The sequence below is a fragment of the Paenibacillus sp. Leaf72 genome, assembly GCF_001422685.1.
Classification (GTDB): domain Bacteria; phylum Bacillota; class Bacilli; order Paenibacillales; family Paenibacillaceae; genus Pristimantibacillus.
The window spans coordinates 125,135-146,645 of record NZ_LMLV01000035.1 but is presented as its reverse complement, the minus strand read 5'-3'; the positions used below and the strand labels follow the sequence as shown (position 1 = coordinate 146,645).

General features: G+C 47.6%; 15 protein-coding genes. 5 read left to right on the top strand and 10 right to left on the bottom strand.

Annotation, left to right across the window (positions count from 1 at the left end):
• Positions 1-10: 10 nt before the first annotated feature.
• Positions 11-193, bottom strand: coding sequence for a hypothetical protein (locus ASF12_RS31915; RefSeq protein WP_056043325.1), 183 nt, complete (start codon positions 191-193; stop codon positions 11-13).
• Between the two features lie 61 nt (positions 194-254).
• Positions 255-1,028 (bottom strand): glycerophosphodiester phosphodiesterase, encoded by a 774-nt coding sequence (locus ASF12_RS31910; protein WP_056043322.1) that lies wholly within the window; start codon positions 1,026-1,028, stop codon positions 255-257.
• Positions 1,029-1,212: 184 nt separating this feature from the next.
• Here ASF12_RS31910 and ASF12_RS31905 point away from each other — a divergent pair, with 184 nt between their 5' ends.
• On the top strand, positions 1,213-2,226 hold the full coding sequence (locus ASF12_RS31905) for a helix-turn-helix domain-containing protein (RefSeq protein WP_056043317.1): 1,014 nt from the start codon (positions 1,213-1,215) through the stop codon (positions 2,224-2,226).
• Positions 2,227-2,340: 114 nt separating this feature from the next.
• Positions 2,341-3,639, top strand: a complete 1,299-nt coding sequence (locus ASF12_RS31900) for a glycoside hydrolase family 27 protein (RefSeq protein WP_056044025.1) — start codon at positions 2,341-2,343, stop codon at positions 3,637-3,639.
• A 117-nt stretch (positions 3,640-3,756) separates the two neighbouring features.
• Here ASF12_RS31900 and ASF12_RS31895 read toward each other — a convergent pair whose 3' ends face one another.
• The 4 genes from ASF12_RS31895 to ASF12_RS31880 all read right to left on the bottom strand — a co-directional run bounded on the left by ASF12_RS31895 (position 3,757) and on the right by ASF12_RS31880 (position 10,328).
• Positions 3,757-5,397 carry an ABC transporter substrate-binding protein gene (locus tag ASF12_RS31895; protein ID WP_056043314.1) on the bottom strand — a complete coding sequence of 547 codons (1,641 nt, stop codon included), beginning with the start codon at positions 5,395-5,397 and terminating at the stop codon, positions 3,757-3,759.
• Positions 5,398-5,471: 74 nt separating this feature from the next.
• Entirely contained in the window at positions 5,472-6,353 is an 882-nt protein-coding gene (locus tag ASF12_RS31890) for a carbohydrate ABC transporter permease (protein WP_056043311.1), read from the bottom strand.
• Between the two features lie 326 nt (positions 6,354-6,679).
• A complete protein-coding gene (locus ASF12_RS31885) occupies positions 6,680-7,648 on the bottom strand; it encodes an ABC transporter permease (RefSeq protein ID WP_056043308.1) in 969 nt (322 codons plus the stop codon).
• A gap of 313 nt (positions 7,649-7,961) precedes the next feature.
• Entirely contained in the window at positions 7,962-10,328 is a 2,367-nt protein-coding gene (locus ASF12_RS31880; RefSeq protein WP_056043305.1) for a helix-turn-helix domain-containing protein, read from the bottom strand.
• Between the two features lie 277 nt (positions 10,329-10,605).
• On the opposite strand from ASF12_RS31880, the gene ASF12_RS31875 reads away from it, so the two are divergent.
• Positions 10,606-11,844 carry an aspartate aminotransferase family protein gene (locus ASF12_RS31875; RefSeq protein WP_056043302.1) on the top strand — a complete coding sequence of 413 codons (1,239 nt, stop codon included), beginning with the start codon at positions 10,606-10,608 and terminating at the stop codon, positions 11,842-11,844.
• A gap of 55 nt (positions 11,845-11,899) precedes the next feature.
• Here ASF12_RS31875 and ASF12_RS31870 read toward each other — a convergent pair whose 3' ends face one another.
• From ASF12_RS31870 to ASF12_RS31860, 3 genes are all read right to left on the bottom strand, one after another.
• A complete protein-coding gene (locus tag ASF12_RS31870; RefSeq protein ID WP_056043300.1) occupies positions 11,900-13,471 on the bottom strand; it encodes a glycoside hydrolase family 43 protein in 1,572 nt (523 codons plus the stop codon).
• A gap of 218 nt (positions 13,472-13,689) precedes the next feature.
• Positions 13,690-15,096 (bottom strand): glucuronate isomerase, encoded by a 1,407-nt coding sequence (gene uxaC, locus ASF12_RS31865; protein ID WP_056043296.1) that lies wholly within the window; start codon positions 15,094-15,096, stop codon positions 13,690-13,692.
• A gap of 1 nt (position 15,097) precedes the next feature.
• Complete coding sequence (locus ASF12_RS31860; protein WP_056043293.1) at positions 15,098-16,396, bottom strand: Gfo/Idh/MocA family oxidoreductase; 1,299 nt, start codon at positions 16,394-16,396, stop codon at positions 15,098-15,100.
• Between the two features lie 248 nt (positions 16,397-16,644).
• Here ASF12_RS31860 and ASF12_RS31855 point away from each other — a divergent pair, with 248 nt between their 5' ends.
• Entirely contained in the window at positions 16,645-17,496 is an 852-nt protein-coding gene (locus tag ASF12_RS31855; protein ID WP_056043291.1) for an AraC family transcriptional regulator, read from the top strand.
• Between the two features lie 156 nt (positions 17,497-17,652).
• Here ASF12_RS31855 and ASF12_RS31850 read toward each other — a convergent pair whose 3' ends face one another.
• Entirely contained in the window at positions 17,653-20,244 is a 2,592-nt protein-coding gene (locus ASF12_RS31850; protein ID WP_162241955.1) for a KAP family P-loop NTPase fold protein, read from the bottom strand.
• Positions 20,245-20,504: 260 nt separating this feature from the next.
• On the opposite strand from ASF12_RS31850, the gene ASF12_RS31845 reads away from it, so the two are divergent.
• Entirely contained in the window at positions 20,505-21,506 is a 1,002-nt protein-coding gene (locus tag ASF12_RS31845; RefSeq protein ID WP_056043285.1) for a Gfo/Idh/MocA family protein, read from the top strand.
• The last annotated feature ends 5 nt before the right edge of the window (positions 21,507-21,511 follow it).

Sequence of the window (21,511 nt, the reverse complement as noted above, 5' to 3'; positions counted from 1 at the left end):
CCTGCTTTTATTATTTTGCCGAAATAAATTGAACGACACCAATAGACATCAACATCAAAAACATAACAACAACAAAACCTATAGCGAATTTCAGTCCGCCAGGCAAGCTTTGCCGTTTTCCGTGCTCCTGCTCTAACTTCTCCAGCCGCAGCTTAATTTCATCCAGCTCTCTTTCCTTATTCTCCTCCATCATGCGCCACCTCTTCCTCCTAGTAGATATCCTTATTCTACCACAAAAGGAATCGCCATCTTCCCTAGCTCCTATCCAGCAGCTGCTTTAAGCGGCCGGGAAAATCCGTAATAATGCCGTCCACCTGCTTGTCTAGCAAGGCTAGAAAATCTTGCTCTTCATTCACGGTATAAGGATAGACAGCGATATTGGCCTTTGCGGCTTCCGCCGTATCCTCGGCGTCAATGCTGCTGTAATGCGGATGCAGCGAAAATACTTCGCAGCCCATCAGCCCGGCATAAGCTGCTGGCGCAATTAATGCCGCCCCATAAAGCAGACCGATCCGCAGCTCCGGCATCCGCGCTTTCAGCCGTGCCAGCAGTTTATGATCGAAGGAGGAAACAATCGTGCGCTCCATGCGTCCAGGCTCCTGCAAAAAAGCGTCCAGCGCTTCATCCAGCGCGCCGTTATAGGAGTCCTTCGCTTCTACATTAATTTCAATAGGCTTTGGAAGCAGCGCATAAACCTCCTCCAGCAGCGGTGCCCGTTCCCCGCTAAATGCTGCGGCAAATTTGCTGCCCGCATCCGCCTTGCTGATCGCCTCATAATTCATGCTGCGGATCAGGCCAGTCTGCGTCGTCGTCCGATCCAGCGTCGCATCATGGCAGACGACCAGCTTATTATCAGCTGAAAGATGAATGTCCAGCTCGACCATATCACAGCCTTGATCGGCAGCTAATTGAAAGGATGCGAGCGTATTTTCCGGGGCTTCGCCCGCTGCTCCCCGATGCCCAATAATAAGCGGACGCTTCGCTGTTTCTTTGTTGTTTCCGGCTTCTCCTGCTTGCTGCTTATTCATCCTTCCACTATCCTCTCTACTACGTATTAGGGCAAATATAAGCATTTATAAGCTTCACACTTATAATGGGCTTATATTTCGCCCTCGAAACGAAAGCTTTGCCGCCAGTGGACGGCTTGAGCCGTTTACGCTTGCTATTATAGCAAATTTATGAAATGGGCTGCATCTGCGCATAGGCGCAACGATGCAGCCCATTTCATTTTTTAATGCGGGACTGTCATCCTCTGGCTGCTTTCTTTATAATGGAACTAAAAAAAGAAGGTGCGCAATTATAAGCTCCAGTGAAAAATATGGCGTATTCGGCTACCGCTTTCAGGAGCCCGCCGTACAGCCTATCTACCAGCTCTATGCGACTGGCTATGAGAAAATGGACAGCCTTCTGTATGAATGGGACGGCATGAAGCGAACGGACGGGCCGCTTTATTTATTTCAATATACCGTTTCAGGCTGCGGCCAGCTGGAGCTGGATGAACAGCGATTCTCCGTCCCGGCAGGAACGGCCTTTATGGTGGAAATTCCGGGGAAGCATCGCTATTTTGCACGGGATAATGGAAATGGCAGCATTGGTGACGGCGGAAATGACGACGAGAACGGCACCCCATGGGAGTTTTATTTTGTGCTGTTCCGGCAGCAGCATCTTGGCGAGCTATGGTCAGCTATGTTAGATTCGCTTGGCCCGCTCCCGACTTTTCCGCTGGATTCTCCGGTTATTCGCATGCTCCAGCTCATTTATGCCGAGGCCAAGCATGGCCGGATTGAAGATGTTCATCAAGCTTCCTCGCTTGTGTATCAGTTTATGATGGAGCTGAGCCGCAGCCGTTCTGCCGAGCGCAGGCAGCGCAGCAGCTGGCCCGATAAGGTGCAGCGGGCGGCTGCATATATGGAGCAGCATTATACTAGGCCGGAAAGCCTCGATGAAATTGCGGCTGCCGCCGGATCGTCGAAATACCATCTGACACGCACCTTTGCCGAAGCGACCGGCATGACGCTGCTCGCCTATATGACGCGGCTGCGCATGGAGAAGGCTACCCAGCTGCTTCGGCAATCGCCCCTGTCTGTTCATGAGGTTGCGCTTGCGGTCGGCTACACGAGCGGCAGCTATTTCAGCAAGGTGTTCCGCAGCTGGACGGGCTTCCCGCCCAGCGAGTTTCGCGAAGCGCAGGAGCTGCCGGCCACGTGGCGGTTTATGTTCGACTGAAACCGCAATATTTTACATGGATACGCAATACTTTATGCTGGAAACCTATCGTTCTCTCGCTTACCATGGAAGAATAGAACCGCAATATAAGCGACGAAGGGGACGATATCGATGTTGAAGCATCACGAACTGGCTGTTACGCCGCCGATGGGCTGGAATAGCTGGGATTGTTATGGCGCAAGTGTGAAGGAAGAGGAAGTACGGGCCAATGCTCGTTATATGGCGGAGCATTTGAAGCCTTTTGGCTGGGAATATGTCGTGGTGGATATTCAGTGGTATGAGCCCGGAGCCTATTCCTCCTCGTACCGCCCTTTCGTGCCGCTGGAAATGGACGAATATTCCCGCTTGCTGCCCGCCGTTAACCGGTTCCCATCCGCTGCGGAGGGACAAGGCTTTAAACCGCTTGCCGAATATGTACACAGTCTTGGACTGAAATTCGGCATTCATATTATGCGGGGCATTCCGCGCCAAGCCGCCCATGCCGACACGAAAATTCTCGGCACCGACGCAACTGCCCGCTCGATTTCACAAGCCGGTGACGGCAGCATTTGTCCGTGGAATACCGACATGTATGGCGTCAATACGAACAAGGATGGCGCCCAGCAGTATTACAACTCGCTGTTTGAGCTGTATGCTTCATGGGGCGTAGATTTTGTAAAAGTCGATGATATCGCTGCTTCGAGGCTGTATGGCATCCGGGCTGATGAAATCAGCATGATTCGCCAGGCGATTGATGGTTGCGGACGTCCGATGGTGCTCAGTCTCTCCCCTGGCCCGGCTCCAGTCGAGCACGCTGAGGAGCTGACAGCTGGCGCCAATATGTGGCGGATTACGGACGACTATTGGGATTTATGGCATCTGCTGTACGAAATGTTCGAGCGTTGTGAAAAATGGGCTCCCCATGTCGGCCCCGGCCACTGGCCGGATTGCGATATGCTGCCGCTCGGCCATCTTGGCATTCGCTCCGTTGACGGCGGCGGCGCTGACCGCTGGACGCGCTTTACCCGCGACGAGCAGGTAACGATGATGTCGCTATGGTCTATTTTCCGCTCACCGCTCATGTTCGGCGGGGAAATGAACGATAATGACGAATGGACGCTGTCGCTGCTCACGAACAAGGAAGTGCTCGCGCTGCACCAAAACAGCCGCGATGCCCGCCAAGTTTACCGCGATAGCGCAGACCGCATCGTATGGACCGCAGGCTCCGCTGAAGGCGACGGCCACACCTTTGTTGCTCTGTTCAATGCAGGCGATGAAGCGGCTGTCGTATCGGTATCGCTAAACCAGCTTGGGCTTAACGGTACGCGCAGCGTACGGGATGTATGGCAACAGCAGGATCTAGGAAGCTGCGCGGATTCGCTTTCCTATCAGCTTGCTCCCCATGCCTCCCTTCTGCTGAAGCTCTCCATCTAATAACAAGAAGAAGTCCCCTTCGTGACCAGCCGATCACGAGGGGGACTCTTTCATTTATGAATAGACGGTTATGCTAGCCTTGGTGATACAGCCAACGACTGCTAGCTCTGCTTTCTATTAGATACCGCCATTGTCGAGATAAGCCTGCATTTGCTTCTTGAGCTCTTCACGGATGGTATCCAGTCCGAGTGCGCGAAGCTCCTTGTTCAATTTCTCGGCGGATTGCTTCCAGTTCGGATCAAGCCCGTGCCTGAAAATTTGCACCGCTTGGTCGAACTTTGGCTGCACTTTGGCAATTTCTGTTTTGACCGAATCGGAATTAAAGGTAAAGCCCGACAGCGGGATACGGAAATAGCTGTCATTGCTGCCTTGATAATTCAAGTAGTCGAGCGTAAGCGCATCATTATCTGAGCCTACGCGGGACAGGATCGGATTCCAAGTCAATTCGTATTTAGGGAAAATGTAATTCGTTGAGCCTTCTGTCAGGCTGTATTGCTTCTCGCCTTCCGCTTTCCAGTGGGTTCCCTCGATGCCAAGCTCGAACAGATCGTGATTTTCCTGGCTGGAAAAAATCCAGTCGATAAATTTCATCGTGCGGTCTGGGTCCTGTGCCGTAATGGGAATGACCAGATCGTTCCATGCTTTGTAATCGGTAGGAATGCAGCCTGCTTTTTTGTCTGCTGCGCAGGACAAGTAGACGAACGGCTCGACGTCTGCGCCAGGAACCGCTTTCTGCAGCTCTTGTCTAACACTTGGAATATCGTTAATCGTGCCTTCAAACGAAGCGGCTTTTCCCGCCTTGAACAGCGCGATGGCATCCTTCTCGCTAAGTGAATCCTTCTGGACATAGGGATTGAATGCAACGTACTTGTCATAAGCCTGATAGATATTGTCTGGATTGTTGAATGGCTCCGGGAAGCTCGCATATTCAGACGCAGGATCGCCGATTGTCGTAACGCCAACGACAGTTTTGCCATCCTCGGACAACGCGACGTTGAAGTCGGCGCCTGTTCCCGTAATGCCGAGTCCATTGACCGCCCAGTTGGCTCCGCGGAACGTCTGTGAATTCGTTTCGACCTCGAACATTTTGAAGAAGCCGCGCGCTCCTTTAAGCGCCAGAGGGATCATGCTGCCTTCATTTTTTCTGACATTGTCCAAATAAACCTTGTAATCGTCATAGCTTGCAATCGGGTCCATGCCATATTTTTCACGCAAGTCTTTACGAACCATAACAGCTTCAATATCGGTGTAATATTGCGTAAGCGGAATGGCATAAATATGGCCATCTATTTTATTGCTGGCGAGAAACTCCTCCGAGAATGCAGCTTTCAGGCCAGGGTAATCGTCATTGTTAAAATATTTATCCAGCTCCGTATACAGCCCTTGGCTGACATGCTGGCTCAGGTTCTGCCATGGCGCGTCGAAGGCCAAATCGACCTGCTCGCCAGTAGACATTTTCAGCTTCATCTTCTGTTTATGGTCGTCACCTGTGTTAAATTCGAACTCAAGCTTCGTATTCAGCGTATCCTTCGTTCGGTTCTCGAACTCCGTCAGCACGCTGCCTAAATCCGTCGGCTTGTCGCCGAACAGCATAACCTTTAAAGTAATCGGTTTCAAAGCAGTGTTTGTCGAAGCCCCTCCGCCCTCTGCTGCACTGGAAGCGGCCGGTGTGTTTGTGCCACCGCTGTTGTTCGAGCAAGCTGAAACCAAAGCGACGATGGTCAGCATCAGGAAAAATGATTTAAACACCTGTTTCATGTTTTTTCCTCCCTTTTATGTGTGTAAAGTATATACTAAATCGCCTTTTGAAAGCGAGTTCAGCCAGTCACAAGCTAGCCTTTGACGGCGCCTACCATCAAGCCTTTGACAAAATATTTTTGCAGGAAGGGATAGAGGAAAATAATCGGGCCAATCGTGACGACCGTCGTCGCAAGCCGCGTCGTATAAGTCGGTGTCGCAAAGCCGGGAATATTGACCTTGGATGATATCGCATTGGCAAACTCCACATTGCTCATAATCCGCATAATTAAATATTGCAGCGGGAACAAGTCCTCCTTGGAAATATAGAGCATCGCCTCAAACCATTTGTTCCAGAACGCCAGCGCATAGAACAGGCCAACCGTTGCAATCGCAGGCAGCGAGATCGGCAAAATGATACGGAATAAAATATAAAGATCGTTTGCGCCATCGATTTTGGCTGATTCAGCAAGCGACTCGTCTATCGATTTGAAGAAGTTGCGCATAAGGAACATATTCCAGGGACTTACGAGCGCTGGAATAATGAGCACCCATTTGGAGTTTGCCATGCCTAAATATTTTGTAATAAGCAAATAGTTGGCGACAAGCCCGCCATGGAACAGCATCGTAAAGTAGACGTAGAAGTTAATGCCATTGCGGTATTTGAGCGTCTTGATGGACAGCGGATAAGCAAGGGCGCACGTAACGAGCATCGCAAGCGCTGTACCGACAATCGTTACAAACAGCGTGACCCCATACGCTTTATAAATCGTTGCATCTTTAAAAATCAGCTCATACGCCTTAAGCGAAAATTCCTTCGGCCACAGACCGTAGCCATCGCGGAGCAAGGACGTCTCCGTAGTCATCGAGCTGCTGATAACCATGAGAAACGGCACGATGCAATAGAGGGCGAATAGGGATATGAGTACATAAATGGACAGCTTCACTATGCGGTCCGCTGCGCTTTCTTTGATCATGTGAGGCACCTCCTGTGGGAATCGACTATTTAAGTTGAACCATTGATTAGCATGGGGGCGTTGGTCGCCACTACGAAAAAGGTTGGACTTCCGGCCGCTGTTGTTTTCTAATTTCTTGATTCTATTCCTCTTGGAGGATGAAATAAGAAAACAATAGTTGATGTTTACTAAGCTGCGTTCTTACAGAACACTTTAGGCGGACGCTAAGCCGATGCTTACGAAGTGGCTTTCCTTCGGAAAGCTGTGGCTCTCTCCAGTTCCAACCTTTCTCTCCGTTTCTCCCTTGCCCCATCGCTTTCTCTCATTCAACTTATATAGTTTAGTTATTAAAATAAAGCGGAATCCGGGCTGAACTTTCTGGCGATTTGATTCGCGGTCAGCACAAGAATAAAACCAACCATCGATTGGAAAACACCTACGGAAGCCGCCATGCTCATATCTCCCAGATCCATGAGCGCCCGATATACGTACGTATCAATGACGTCTGTTGTGGGGTAAAGAATCGGATTGCGTCCGACAATCGCGAAGATCATGCCGAAGTCGCCATAGAAAATTCCGCCCATAGCAAGCAGCAGCATTAATATAATCGTTGGCTTGAGCAGGGGAAGCGTAATAAATCTTATTTTTTTCCACCGGCCTGCTCCGTCAATTGAAGCGGATTCATAAATATCCGGATTAATGCCAGATATCGTCGCCATATAGACAATTGAGCCAAAGCCTGCACCCTGCCAAAGCTTGATCAGCACAAGAATAGCTGGCCAATAGGCGGCTTCGTTAAAGAAGGAAATTTCTGCGATGCCGAATGCGCCTAATATTTTATTGATGAAGCCATTTTCACTGGACAGCAGCGCCACGATAAACATCGAAATCACGGTCCAGGATAAAAAATAAGGCAGCGTTACAATCGTTTGCGTAATGCGCTTGAACCATTTTCCGCCTAGCTCGGAGAGCATAATGGCGATAGCGACGGAAGCGAGCGTGCCAATTCCGATAAACAGCGTGTTCAGAAACAGCGTGTTCACCATCACCTTGATCGTGTCGCTGGATTCAAAGAAGAAGCTGAAATTTTTCAAGCCGACAAATTCGCTTTTGAACAGTCCCAGCCTTGGATTAAAATCCTGGAAGGCAATGACGATTCCGCCTATGGGCAAATACGAGAAGATAAATACGACTAGCAGTCCCGGCAATGTAAGCAAGTAAAGCAGGCCGTTTTTATGAAGTTCACTAAAAAAGGAGTCCTTCTTTTGCTGCCCGGCTGCTTTGCTGCCCGTTTTTTGTAATGCTGCTTCTCTCACATGTAGACCTCCTTAACGCTGCTTGCGTTTTCTTGTGCCCTCATCATGGCAGAAACAGCAGGCGCCCAGCTAGAATAAGATGTTCCGATATCCGCAATTTCATCGCTCGCACACGCTATAAAATGTTACTTTTTCACTGAAAAGCTGCTTTTTTCGCACAAGCAAAAACGACTTTGTCGTCCTTCTGGGACGTGTGAAGAGCTTTGCCTTAGAATTATAAGCGGATATAAGGATGAAACTTATAATTTCTTAGAATTAAAAAAAACCGCCCCTTACAGCGGAGCGGCCGTTTTTCTCAGCATGATAGAACCTTTCACAGTGTTGTTTCATCTTCCTTAACATCCTTCAGCATCGTGTCCAGCATGTACGCCTTGCGATAATGAACGGGCGATTTGCCCGTATGCTTCTTGAATGAGGCATAAAAATAATTCGTATTCGTCATCCCGACCAGCTCTCCGACCTTTCCGGCAGATAAATCGGTAGACAGCAGCAGCTCCTTCGCCTTGTCGAAGCGGAAATCGGCAATATACTGCGAAATTGTTTTGCCTGTAAAATCTTTAAACACTTTTCTCGCATAGTTTGTCGATAATCCCACGGCTTCCGCCAAGCCCTCTACCGACAAATTCGGATCGGCATAGCCTGAGCGCACCTGCTCCTCAATAAGCGATACCGCCTTCACATTCGTCTGCGACGAGCTGTGGTCGCGCTGGCTCATCACTCGCCTGCATGCCGCTGCAAACTCCGTTATCATATGCTCCAGCGTCTCCTGCTTCTGAATCGTTTCCGGAAGCGACAGCATCCCGCTCTGCAGCAGCTCGGCTTCGCTGACCATCCCTTTGCTGGTGCGCACCGCCATAACCGTCAATTGATACACATACAGCATAATTTCATCATATTGATAGGTGCGGATTTCCGCAAAAAACTGCTCAACCGCCTGCTGGAATTTCGCCTTATCCCCCAGCTTCATCTGATCGGTAATATGCTTCTCCAGCGCTAAAGGATAATCATGCTCCGCAGCGGCATGGATAGCGGCCTCTCCTTGCTCGGCAATAATAGTGCCATAGCCGCAAATCAGACGATAGCGCGACGAATGGTAGGCCTGATTCCAAGAAAGCGGAATCGCCTTAAGCGTTTGCACAACTGGCCCAATCGCAATCGTAACCGACAGCTTCAAATACTGCGCAACCTTGGACTGAATATCCGCCATCCGCTGCTCAACCTCGGCAGTACCGCCTAGCTCGCCATCCTTCCAGCTCAGAAGCAGCACGATCGTATCGTCATTATCGTCCATAGCCTCGCGCTGCATCGGCGACGTTATAATTTCCTCCGCTATATTGGAGATCGCGTATTTGAATAAGGAAATATCCGCCAAATCAAATTGCTGCAGCCGCTTATCATATTCATCGAGGCGAATGACGCATATTTGGAAGGAATCCGCAGCGTGCAAATTCAGCCCAAGCTCGGTCAGTTTTTTATCGCCTGCCAGGCCCGTGTAGCCTCCTTGAATAACGGAGCGCAGCACCTCCTTGCGTTTGGCGGGCAGATAGCCCGATACGTCAAGCTGCAGATCCGTTACCTTCCCCTCCAAATAGGAAAAGGATTTCGTCAGCAGCTCATACTCATTAAGCTGGGAGCCATCTTTAAGTCCAACCTGCAGCGATGAGCCTACCCGCTTCATAATCGTATTGAGCGGCATATAAATCATGCGAATGGAAAAAAGTGCCGTGGCCGCGGCGATTAGGACAAAAATAGCGGTCATCCAGACGATAAACTGCTTTAAGTGATTGACCTTCAGCAGCAGGCTTTCATTTTCCGCAATGCCAATAAAGCTCCAGCCTAGACGATCCGACTTAAAATAAGAAACGAAGACGCTTTGATTATTAATCGTATCGCTCAGTTGGCCGCTTTCCGCTGTAGAATCCAATATGGTACGAATATAAGGCTCCTCATTTAAATTTTTATTCACCATGCTTGGATTGCTGTGGGAAATGACCGTTCCCTTATCATTAATAATGACCGATTGAATCGAGCTGCCGCTGCCGCTTCCCTTCGTTGCCAGCTGCTGCAGCATCTGTTGATCCAAATTTACGACAAGCGCGCCATCAATAATCGAATTGCGGGCGAATTGGGAATAAACAATCGTAATCCAGTTCTTCTCATAAGACTTTGCTAACTCGGTATACTTTTCATTCCGCGGAATAAATACGCCTTTTTTATAAAAATCCTTCTCCTTCAGCATCGCCGTCAACCTTTTATCATAAAAATCTGCAATTGGCGTAATCGGCTTCTCCGACGAGAAAACGCTATCATTATTCAGGTTGTAAATATAAATCGAATCGATTAATGGGTTCGCTTCCTTCATCTCGGACAGCAGCGTATTAATTTGCTTCATCTCTATATAAGTGAAGGAACCGCCATACATCGCGTTATAAACGACCTGGTTGTCATAGTTTTTGGCAAAATAGTTATAGGTCGAGGTAAGCAAAATATCAGCCGTATTATAAGACTGCTCGGTCATCCGAATGACCGACTGGTTGACGTCCTCCGTCAAATTATCCGAAACCTTATCGATAATGACATAAGCAAATACCCCAATGAGAATAAATCCGACAGCTACATACGAAAAGATCATTTTCAGCAGCAGCTTCCGCTTCATGATAAAGCTCTTTACATTGTTCATTGCCTGAACTCCCCCACGTTTGTATAATCTGCTGACGCTCTGTTTATATTTTGCTGTTTTCTGATAATACCATGAAGTCGCCGGAGCGAATACCTTCAGACGAGTATTCCTTGTGTCTGCGCTACTATAAATATTAATGATTTGGTTACTATTTGAAGAACAACCCCACGATATCCGTCTTGTGACGGACCGCTCAGCAAATATGCAGCTGCGTATTGTATTTTTATTTACTTAAGTGTATATTTATACATAACAAGACTTATACGGAGGTTAGACGATGCCTAATTTGAAAAATAACGATACAGCTGCCTTGCTGGCAGCGGCCAAAAAATCAGTGCTGTTCACAGCAAGCAGACCCGAGGTCGTGATGGAGCGCGGGGAAGGCATGTACTTATGGGATACGGAAGGTAAAAAATACCTCGATTTCAGCAGTGGCTGGGCGGTCACCAGCTTGGGACATTCGCCTAAAGCTTTGCAGAAGGCCATTGCCAAGCAAGCGGGACAGCTCGTGCATGCAAGCCCCGCTTTCTATAACAAACCAATGGTTGAGTTCGCGGAGCTGCTGACAAGCGTGTCCGGCTTTGACAAAGCCTATTTCACCAGCAGCGGCGCCGAAGCGAATGAAACCGCGATTAAACTCGCCCGCAAGCATGGCGCCCTAAATTTAAATGGCGCTTATGAAATTATTACTTTGACAAACAGCTTCCATGGAAGAACGCTCGCCATGATGTCGGCAACGGGCAAAGCGCATTGGGAAAGCCTTTATGCCCCTAAAGTTCCAGGCTTCAAGCATGTGCCTATTAATGATTTTGACGCGTGCTTCGCTGAGATAAACGACCGTACCTGTGCCATTATGCTGGAGCTCGTCCAAGGGGAGGGCGGCGTCCATTCGGTGGATGTGCCTTACCTGCAGGCGCTGCGCAAGGCATGCGATATTTATGGCATTTTGCTTATTTTCGACGAGGTTCAGACCGGTATTGGCCGGACAGGAAAAATGTTTGCCCATGAGCATTATGGCGTTAAACCAGACGTCATGACGCTGGCGAAAGGAATTGGCGGCGGCTTTCCGTTATCCGCGACGCTAACGATGAAGCAGCACGATCTTTTTGAGCCTGGCGATCAAGGTGGAACATATACGGGTGGACCGCTTGCGATGGCAGCAGGCCAGGCAGTCGTAGAGGAGATTATTCGTCTGGATTTGGCCACCAATGCGAAGCTGATGGGTGATTTAATGACAGAGAAGCTGGTTGAGTTGTCCCGCGAGTATGCGATCACCGATATTCGCGGCAAAGGCTTGCTGCTCGCCTTCACTGTGCAGGAAGGCATAGCGCCACAGCTTGCGGCTTGCTGCATGGAGGATGGATTGATTATTAATGCGCTTAACGCTTCCACGGTACGGATTACCCCCGCACTCACGGTAACCGAAGCAGAAACGGACGAAATGTTCGAGCTGCTGGAGCGTGCCATGAGCAAGCTGGGACTAAAAACTGTACAGAAAGTAGCGGCCAACGCCTAGCCGACAAGAAGAAGCCGACAGCTGCCCAATAGCTGTCGGCTTCTTTCTCATCGTCTTATGAAGGCTCATAACGGAAATAATCAAAGTCTGCATGCAGCCTCGTGCCGTTTAAATCCTGCACGCACATCCCTGCCAGCGTCCCCATAAAGCCAAGCTTGCCCTCATATTCATCCGACAGCTGCCCTAAATCCAGCCTTTCGCCCACGGCCATCCATTGTTCACCATCTTCCGAGCAATAGAAATGAACCTCATCGTCGTGGATAACCGCCTTCAAATAACAGCTCTCCCAGCCTTCCGCCACTACGGTTGCGCCCTCTGGCTCTTCATAATGCCCTTGCTTGCTAGTCACCAGCGCAATATGCTTGCCAAGTTTCTCATCGCGGCTTATCCGCAAATAAAAATAATCGTCCACATCATAATACAGCGTCAAGCCAGCCATTTGGTTAAAATGTTCCGGCTCAAACCGCACGCAGGTTTCGATCTCGCAGTCATAATGCTGGAGCCTGCGGGCAACCAAGCTTTGCTGATGCAGCGAATAAAGGGATTCCCGCCCGTATAGCCGCAGAAATCCGGGCTGCTCCTTCAAGCTCAGCCAGCTCTCATCAGCCGGAACCCTCAATGTGCTGAAATGCAAATTCAGCTGCGGCGCATGGAAGTGATCAACAGCCGCTTCTGGCTCGAAAGGATGCTCCTTAAGTCCAGCCGCCTTGACCTCTACCTGCGGCAATCGTCCGCCGCCGGCAAGCCGCAGCCAGCCCTCATCGGTCCATTCCACCTTCTGCAGCGCGGTTTCCCGTCCAAGTGGACTGAGCATTCTCCCTTTCAATGGCCTCGCGCATAGATGAGCAATATACCAGTCGCCATGCTGCGTCTCAACAAGCGCGCCATGTCCGGCCTTCAATAGCGGATGCTCAGGATCGTTAACGGTTGTCAGAAGGGGATAATGGGGGTCGGCTTCATACGGCCCTTCAACTGTTCGCGATCTGGCAAGCGTTCCCGCATGGTTATAACCCGTGCCGCCTTCGGCGCAAAGCATATAATAATAACCATCCTTCTTGTACACGTTAGGCCCTTCCGTCAAGCCGATGTCCGTGCCACTGAATACATGGCGAACTTCGCCAACAAGCTTTCCCTGCTCAGGGGAAAACTCCTGCATCACGATTCCTGCGAAGTGGCTTTTTCCTGGACGGAAATCCCATTTCATATTAAACAGCCATTTGCGGCCGTCGTCATCATGCAGCATAGCGGGATCAAAGCCGCTGCTGTTCAAATAGATCGGCTCCGACCATGGGCCTAAAATATCGCTGGCAGTTACTAAATAATTATGAAGATCCTTAAATGGCCCCTTGCGAGCAACTACATCGGTAATAAGCAAATAAAAGGTGCCGTTATCATAGGTTAAATTCGGTGCCCATATGCCACCTGAGCTTGGCTTGCCTCTTAGATCCAGCTGCGATACTCGGGTTAAAGGGTGCGTTAGCAACCGCCAGTTGATGAGATCCTTCGAATGATGAATTTGCACCCCGGGAAACCATTCAAACGTCGATGTGGCGATATAATAATCATCCTCAACCCTAATAATAGACGGATCGGGATTAAAGCCCTTCAGTATTGGATTAATGATCATTCGTTCTCCTCCTGTGTATAGAAGTCCTGTTAACGCCTCTAGTATAGCGTCTTTATCTGAGCAGCCAAGCTGCAAAAACGAATGAATTCGACTAAAACTCCCACACATGCCGCAATGAATGTTAACGATTTGTTAGAAATATGCTCTTCTATAATAAAAAATCGGCGTACTGGAATCTATGGAAGACTCCAGCACGCCGATGCGGCTAAACCTGACGATTAAAATTTAAAATAGTTTTTCGCATTGTAGTAGCTAATGTTGCGGACAATGTCGCCCAGCAGCTCGCGGTCATCCGGCACTTCGCCGTTCTCCACCCACTCGCCGAGCAAATTGCACAAAATCCGGCGGAAATACTCATGCCGGGTATAAGACAGGAAGCTGCGGGAATCGGTCAGCATGCCGACAAAACGGCTCAGCAGACCGAAGTTCGCGAGCGCCTTCATTTGTACGACCATGCCGTCCCGTGTATCATTGAACCACCAAGCGGAGCCCAGCTGGATTTTGCCCGGGATGCCGTCGCCTTGAAAGCTGCCGATAATCGAGCCAAGCACTTCATTGTCCATGGCATTAAGCGAATACAAAATCGTGCGCGGCAGCGCCTCATCCTTCGCCAGCTCATCAAGCAGCTTAACGAGCGGATACGCAAGCGGACTGTCACCGATAGAATCATAGCCGGTGTCCGGTCCAAGGCGATTAAACATCGCCGTATTATTGTTGCGCGCGGCATTAATATGAAATTGCATCGCCCAGTCATGCTTCGCATACAGCTTTCCGAGGAAAACAAGCGTATACGTTTTGTATTTTTTCTCATCCTCAAGGCTTACACGATTTCCGGCAAGAGCGCTAGCAAAAATCGCCGCTGCCTCATCCTTCGTCGTCTCTCCGTAAGGCACATAGTCAAGGGCATGATCCGAAACGCGGCAGCCTGCCTCGTGGAAGAAGGAAACTCTTGCTTCCAGCGCAGCTAACAGCGCCTCATAGCTGTCCAGCTTTTGGCCCGCGGCCTGCTCCAGCTTCGCGATCCATTCCAAGAAACCAGCGCGGTTAATTTCCAGCGCCTTATCTGGACGGAACGAAGGCAGCACCGCTACCGGAAAGTCCGGCAGCTCCTTAATTTTCAAATGATATTCCAGCGAATCCGCAGGATCATCCGTCGTGCAGACGACCTCAACCTTGGAGTTTACGATGAGATCGCGGGCCTTGAAGCCCTCTCCCGCCAGCTTCGCATTTACTTTTTCCCAAATCGCCGGCGCATTGCGCTCATTAATCACTTCATCGACGCCGAAGAAGCGCTGCAGCTCCAGATGCGACCAATGGTAAAGCGGATTGCCAATCGCCTGCGGAACCGTCCTTGCAAAAGCGAGGAAGCGGTCATAATCGCTGACGCCTTCGCCACCCGTGACATATTTTTCTTCAATTCCGTTCGAGCGCATCGCCCGCCACTTGTAATGATCGCCATACAGCCAAGCTTCCGACAAATTCGAGAAGCTGATGTTGTCGTAAATTTGCTGCGGGCTCAAATGGCAATGATAATCGATAATCGGCATGTCCTTTGCATAGTTATGGTACAAATCCCGCGCCGTTTCATTTGCTAGCAAAAAATTGTCGTCCAGAAACTTAGCCAAGTTAGTCCCTCCTGAATTTAACTAGTTCGTCCACCTTCACAGCGAGTCCCGTCTGAATCGATTTATTAGCAGCAATACCTGTCAAAATCGAACGGGCACCGTCTACATGATTCGCCGCGCGATTGAACTTATCCTCTACTGGCGTGCCAAAAATATCGTTGAGCAGTACAGGATCGCCGCCGCCATGGCCGCCAATTCCTTCTTCCACTTCCACATTGTAAGGAGCGCCAAACATTGGATAAACGATAATGCGCTTGCCTTTCAGCGCGCCCTCTTGCGATTTTTCACCGCCGGAATTAACATAGGATTGCTCGACAATTTCCATCTCGATCCGGCCCTTCGTGCCGTTGAACGCAATGCGGTAGCCTTCCCATGGCAGATAAGCATTAAGCGAATAAGTCAGAATCGCATTATTTTTGTAGCGTACCATTACGCCCATCGTATCTTCGATGTTAATGCCGTCGCTGAATACGCTTTGGTCGCGGCGGTAGCCGTCTTCATGCTCGGCATCCAAATACATTGCCTTGAGGTTTTCATTGCTGTCCATATGCAGCGCAAACGGATCTTCCTTCGCATTGGGGTGGCCTGTTGCACGGTCGTAAAACTTCGTTTCGCCACGCTCTTCGGCATTTTCCTTACCATAAAACAGCAGATCGCCGAAAGCAAAGACGGTATCCGGCTGCGAGCCGATCCAGAAGTTCACCAAGTCGAAGTGATGCGTCGATTTGTGGACAAGCAGGCCGCCGCTGTTGCGCTTGTCACGGTGCCAGCGACGGAAATAATCCGCGCCATGCTGCGTATTGAGCAGCCATTCAAAATGCACCGAATTGACTTTGCCAATTGTGCCGTTCTCGATCAGCTCTCTGGCTTTCGTATGATGCGGCGCATAGCGGTAGTTGAACGTTACGCGAACATTTTTCCCTGTGCGCTCAACAGCATCAATAATATCTTGGCATTTCTTCTCATCTACGGTCATCGGCTTCTCGGTAATGACGTCGCAGCCAAGCTCCAGCGCCCGAATAATATACGTATGATGCGTGCGGTCTACGCTGGTCACAATAACGGAATCCGGCTTCTCAATCTCGATCATTTCCTCGAATTGCTCTGCTTTATATGTGTTAACGGAATGATAATTATATTTATCGGTTAAACGATGGTTGGCATGGTCAAGTCTCGTTTGGTTCGTATCACAAAATGCAAGCAGCTCCGACGTATCTCTGAAATCGGTTGCAATTGCAGCGTAGAAAAACTCAGCTCTTCCTCCCGTTCCTACCAATACGTACTTTTTCTTTTGTGTCATTGCGGCTCACCCTTTGTCTGATTTTTTTGAAATATAAGAATTTATAAGTTTCACACGTATAAATAGGCTTATATTTCTCGGACTGAAACGCGCCGCGCCGCTAAAGGACGGCGACAGCCGTTTCACCTTGATTGTTTAATACGCTTTCATTTTATCGCATATAAGTGTTATAATTCTCCTCATATAGTGCTTAATTCACGAAATATGCCGCATATTTTGCGTTTTATACGAAAGGAGCTTTAAAGGCTATGATTGAAAAAACGCCCGCTTCCTTTGATTATGGGAATTTAGCGGATTTGTATATTGAATATATGAAGCGCTCCGAGCCCTTCACAATGCCCAATGATCATTTTCATGACTATTATGAAATTTATTATTTGCTCAGCGGCAAACGGATTTATTTCGTCCATGACCGTTCTTATCCGGTGGAGCAGGGCGACTTGATCTTCATTTCCCGCCAAGTCGTTCACAAAACGCTGTACGCTGGCGAAGCCTCGCATGAACGGGTCATCATCCACTTCGATCACCATTTCCCAGATACCTTCACGCCTGAGCTTCGCGAGCTGCTGCTGTCGCCGTTCGAGCAGCATATTCATGTGCTGCGGCTGCCTCGCCAGGAACAGCTGGTGATGGAGCAGCTCATTCGCAGACTGCTGGAGGAAATTCAGCAATGCCCTCCCGGCTATGAGCTTTATCCGCCAATCGCGGTTACCGAGCTGCTGCTGCATGCGGCCCGTTATTTGCAAAAGCACGAATTCGTCCCGCTCTCCCATGCCACGCCGATGCATGCAAAAATTACCGAAATCGTGCGTTACATTAATCACCACTTCAGCGAAGAGATTAGGCTGAGCGCCATTGCCGAGCAGTTCTATATCAGCTCCTATTATTTAAGCCGCATCTTTAAGGAAATTACCGGCTTCTCCTTCTCCACCTACTTGACGATTACCCGCATCAAAGAAGCCCAGCGCCTGCTGCGCGAAACCGACCAGTCGATTACGGAAATTGCCGCCGCCACCGGCTTCGACAACTTCTCCCACTTCGGCAAAACGTTCAAAAAAGTCACGCGCCTTTCGCCGCGGGATTATCGCAAGCATTTGTAGCCTCTTGAACAGATAAATATGTAATATTTCAGTTGTATAATAGATTGTGTCCTGCAAGAAAGCTACTTGATAAATGGCCTTCTTGCAGGACACTTTTACATGACAAATAATGCTTATTTGACTTACTTAGTGTGCCTTCTTTTAAATTCAATCACTCTACTGTGTATAATGTTTACTTAACTCTTCTTTTATATTGAAAGTGTTCTCTGGTCTCCCATATTTACAGAGCAGTTCAGCAGCTTTTACAAATGTATAAGTCCAAGATTCACCCTTACTATGGGTAAGCTGTTTTAATGTATTTGCATAGCATGTACTATGCATGTAGGCTAATTCAAGCTGTTCTTTTCTGAAATCGCCAGTCCTTAAGAACAATTTCAGTTCTACTTCCGAACTAATTTCTCCTATTTTTTCCACAGCTTCCTCTATTACTTCTACTGGTAAAATGGATAGTAACGATGCATAATTGTAAAATGCGAAACTATAATCTTCAAGGGGATCGGTCATTTTCATTCTAACGATCTTCCATATCCCGTTTTTACTTACCCAATCACTTACCATAGCCCGAATGTTTTGAATATCATTTTCCTCACTGAACGCCCACAAATTGAATGCACTTTTAACGTCATCGTCTGAATATTCGAGCAGCACCGATAGGTCCATATGAGCAAAAATATATTTTTGAGCCCACTCACCCTTTTTTATACCATTATTATTTAATTGTGCTGCAATCAACAAACCATCTTTGTAGTTTGATAAAATAGACGTAACTTTTTCATTATCACTATCTTCTTTTATCAATGCTTTAAACATTTCATTTATAAAAATTGTCATCTGCCTATTAAATTTCGTGAGATCTTGATGCTGATCAAGAACAAATTTTAATATTTTCATGTTTTTCTCGACCTGCTCTGGAGCTATATCCAGCCACAATTGATGAAAAAACTCTTCCCGATTCAAATCAGTTACTAGCTCCCCGTATACCGTTCCCCCCTCGTCATCGCTGTCCAAAATCGCAGTATAAAATTTCTGAAGCTGCTCGTTGGACACCTTTAAAGAAGGTACAGCATATTGAAAATAAGTATCGAAATGCACAGAAGAGCAAATTAGTTTATTTTTGTTCGACAAAAATTTATTTACACTTGAATTCCCGAGAGCGGGAAATAACTTGTTTAATAAGGAAATATAAGACGGAAATTGTATGTATAGCTTCTCACGTTGCTCTTTGAGAACGACTTCATCTTTTTGCTCACCTAGGAATACGCTTGAGTTTTTATAAATGAACGCAAATAATTCAGGATTATCAATCTTAATCGCTAATAAGGTTAGAAGATCCTTCGGGTTCGTTTCTTTTTTTAACATGGGCATATGAACCATCGCGATATTCGCAACCCTCTCCATATTCCTTGGCGTGAACTGAAAGTGATTAGCAATTCCCCCTAAAAAATCGATGTAATCATTTTCAACTTCAATTGTATAATCGTTTATTATTTTCATCATTGACGTTTGAAAAGCTTTAATCATCAGGTAGGAATCAACTCTTGGCAGGTAAAGCGGCACATGAATAAACTTTGAAATATATTCAAGCCCTACCTTTTCCTCATAGTCTTTAGAATAGAGCTGGGATAACGATTTCGCTACGTGCTTCTCATCCATAGCAAGAACATAGGTGATATTAGGAAAATCAGCTATAAGCCGTACTAATTTAAAGATGATTTGAATCTCCTTATTATCTAGACGATCTATATCATCTATGAAAACCACCATAGGCATTCGAGCCGCTTTCAGCAAATCAATAATATGTTCCCTCATGCCTTGAGCATCTTCAAAATCTTTGGAAAGTTCAGGATTGCTCATATAATCTTTAAAATTCACAATAAACCCCGGTGGTCTTATGCTGATCGTTGTCAAAAATTTCAAATACTTTTTTAACCCATAAATAAGCTTTTGCTGGGAATTAGATTGACGATTTTCCAGATGCGATATTAACAGCTTTAAAAACTCAGGAATGATATTATTTTGATCCTTCCCCATATACCAAGGATGGAAACGAATAATCTTCTCTTTACTAATATGCTGCTTTTCAATCAAATCAATAATAGAGGATTTTCCTGACCCCCATGGCCCATATAGCCCAATAGTCAAAGCATGATCCGTAGGAATAGCCATACGATCTATGAGGATCGCTGCCAAATCTTTCGCAAACTTCTCACGACCCAAGCTGTCAGTTCCACCAATGCCTAATGAAGGACTAGAATGAAATTGGTACTTCTGTGCTTTGTCTGCAGCATCAGTCTCGGGCTCATCTTTTTTGGCAAGCAGCTTTTTGATCGTCAAAATGATTGCATATAAAGAAATGGCTATTACATTCACATCATATAGATCAGACCAAACTCCCCCGGAAAATAGTCTGTTCTGATCATTAAATCCATAATCCAAGATGATTGAGATTAACACTGCCGGCAGCAGTTTCCGACGTATAGTTTTGAATAAAAATAGCCTGACATGCTGCTTAAATTCAAAATAAACAATGGCTAACCAAATGGCTCCATACATAATGACAACAAGCTGGATAACGTGATTTGTTGGGGTGGTATTTAATATGGGCTTAAACGCTAAGCGGATGCATAAGAGGACCGCATATGATATCGATGTGCTAAACAAAATAAAGAAACCAAGTTTAGAAAGGTTAGTTTTTCCTTTTCCAAAATAATCTTTTAATCTTTTGACCACACTAACTTCTTCTTTCATTTCCTCATATACCCCTCTCATATAACTTCCTTAATCATACAAATGTTATTTTTCTAAAGCAACGATCCTTACATAAAATAAAAACATTCCGTTTCTAGGATGTATTTTTAGGCATAATTATTGCAGGTTATCAACGAAAAAATTTACGTCGCAATCTTATACACACAAAGTCACTTAATTAGACTAATAAATTTGAAATCTCTATGATAAATTTACTGTGATGTCTCAATTTTGTATACTAGGTTGGGAGAAGTGATGAGATGATTAAAATTGGTAAAATTAGCTACTGGCATGTACATGCTTGGGATTATACGAAGGAAGCGCAGGCGCATCCGGGTACAGAAATTACAGCGGTATGGGATGAGCTTCCAGAGCGCGGCCAAGCGGCGGCTGACAAGCTAGGCGTTCCCTTCTACAGCAACTTGGACGAGATGCTCGCAAGCGACATTGATGCAGTAATCGTAGACGCTCCGTCCAACATCCACCGTGACGTTATCATTGCGGCGGCTCGCGCTGGCAAGCATATTTTTACGGAGAAGGTTATCGCTCCTACGCTTAAAGAAGTGAATGAAGTCATTGAAGCAGTATCCGCAAACAATGTGAAGCTTACCGTTTCCCTGCCAAGGCTGAATGCTGGCTACACGCTGGCGATTCAGGACATTTTGGCGCAAGGGCTGCTGGGCAAGGTTACGCTTGTCCGTGTTAGATTGTCGCATGATGGCGCTACGAAAAACTGGCTGCCTGAGCATTTTTACAATTTGGAGCAATGCGGCGGCGGCGCTTTGATCGATCTGGGCTGCCACCCGATGTATTTGACTCGCTTGTTCCTCGGTGAGCAGCCTGTTGAAGCATCTGCCCAATACGGCTATGTAACAGGAAAAGAAGTAGAAGACAACGCTGTTGTACTGCTAAAAACAGCATCCGGCGCTGTCGGTATCGTTGAAGCAGGCTTCGTCAACGCTTTTTCGCCTTTCACCATTGAAATCCATGGCACGCAAGGCACATTGATGTACGGCACACCAGATGACCGCCTGCTGCTGCGCACGAACTTGAACGGAGAAGACGCTGCGAAGGAGTGGCAGGAGCAGACGCTGCCAGACTCACGCCCAGGCGCTTTCAACCAATTTGCCGATCATATTGTGAACAATACAAAAGCTGAGGAAAATGTACAGCTTGCTGTTGAATTAACGAAGCTGGTTGAAGCGGCGAACCGCTCCGTGCGTGAAGGAAAATCGATTCGTATCGATGAGTTGGCGCAATAATAGAC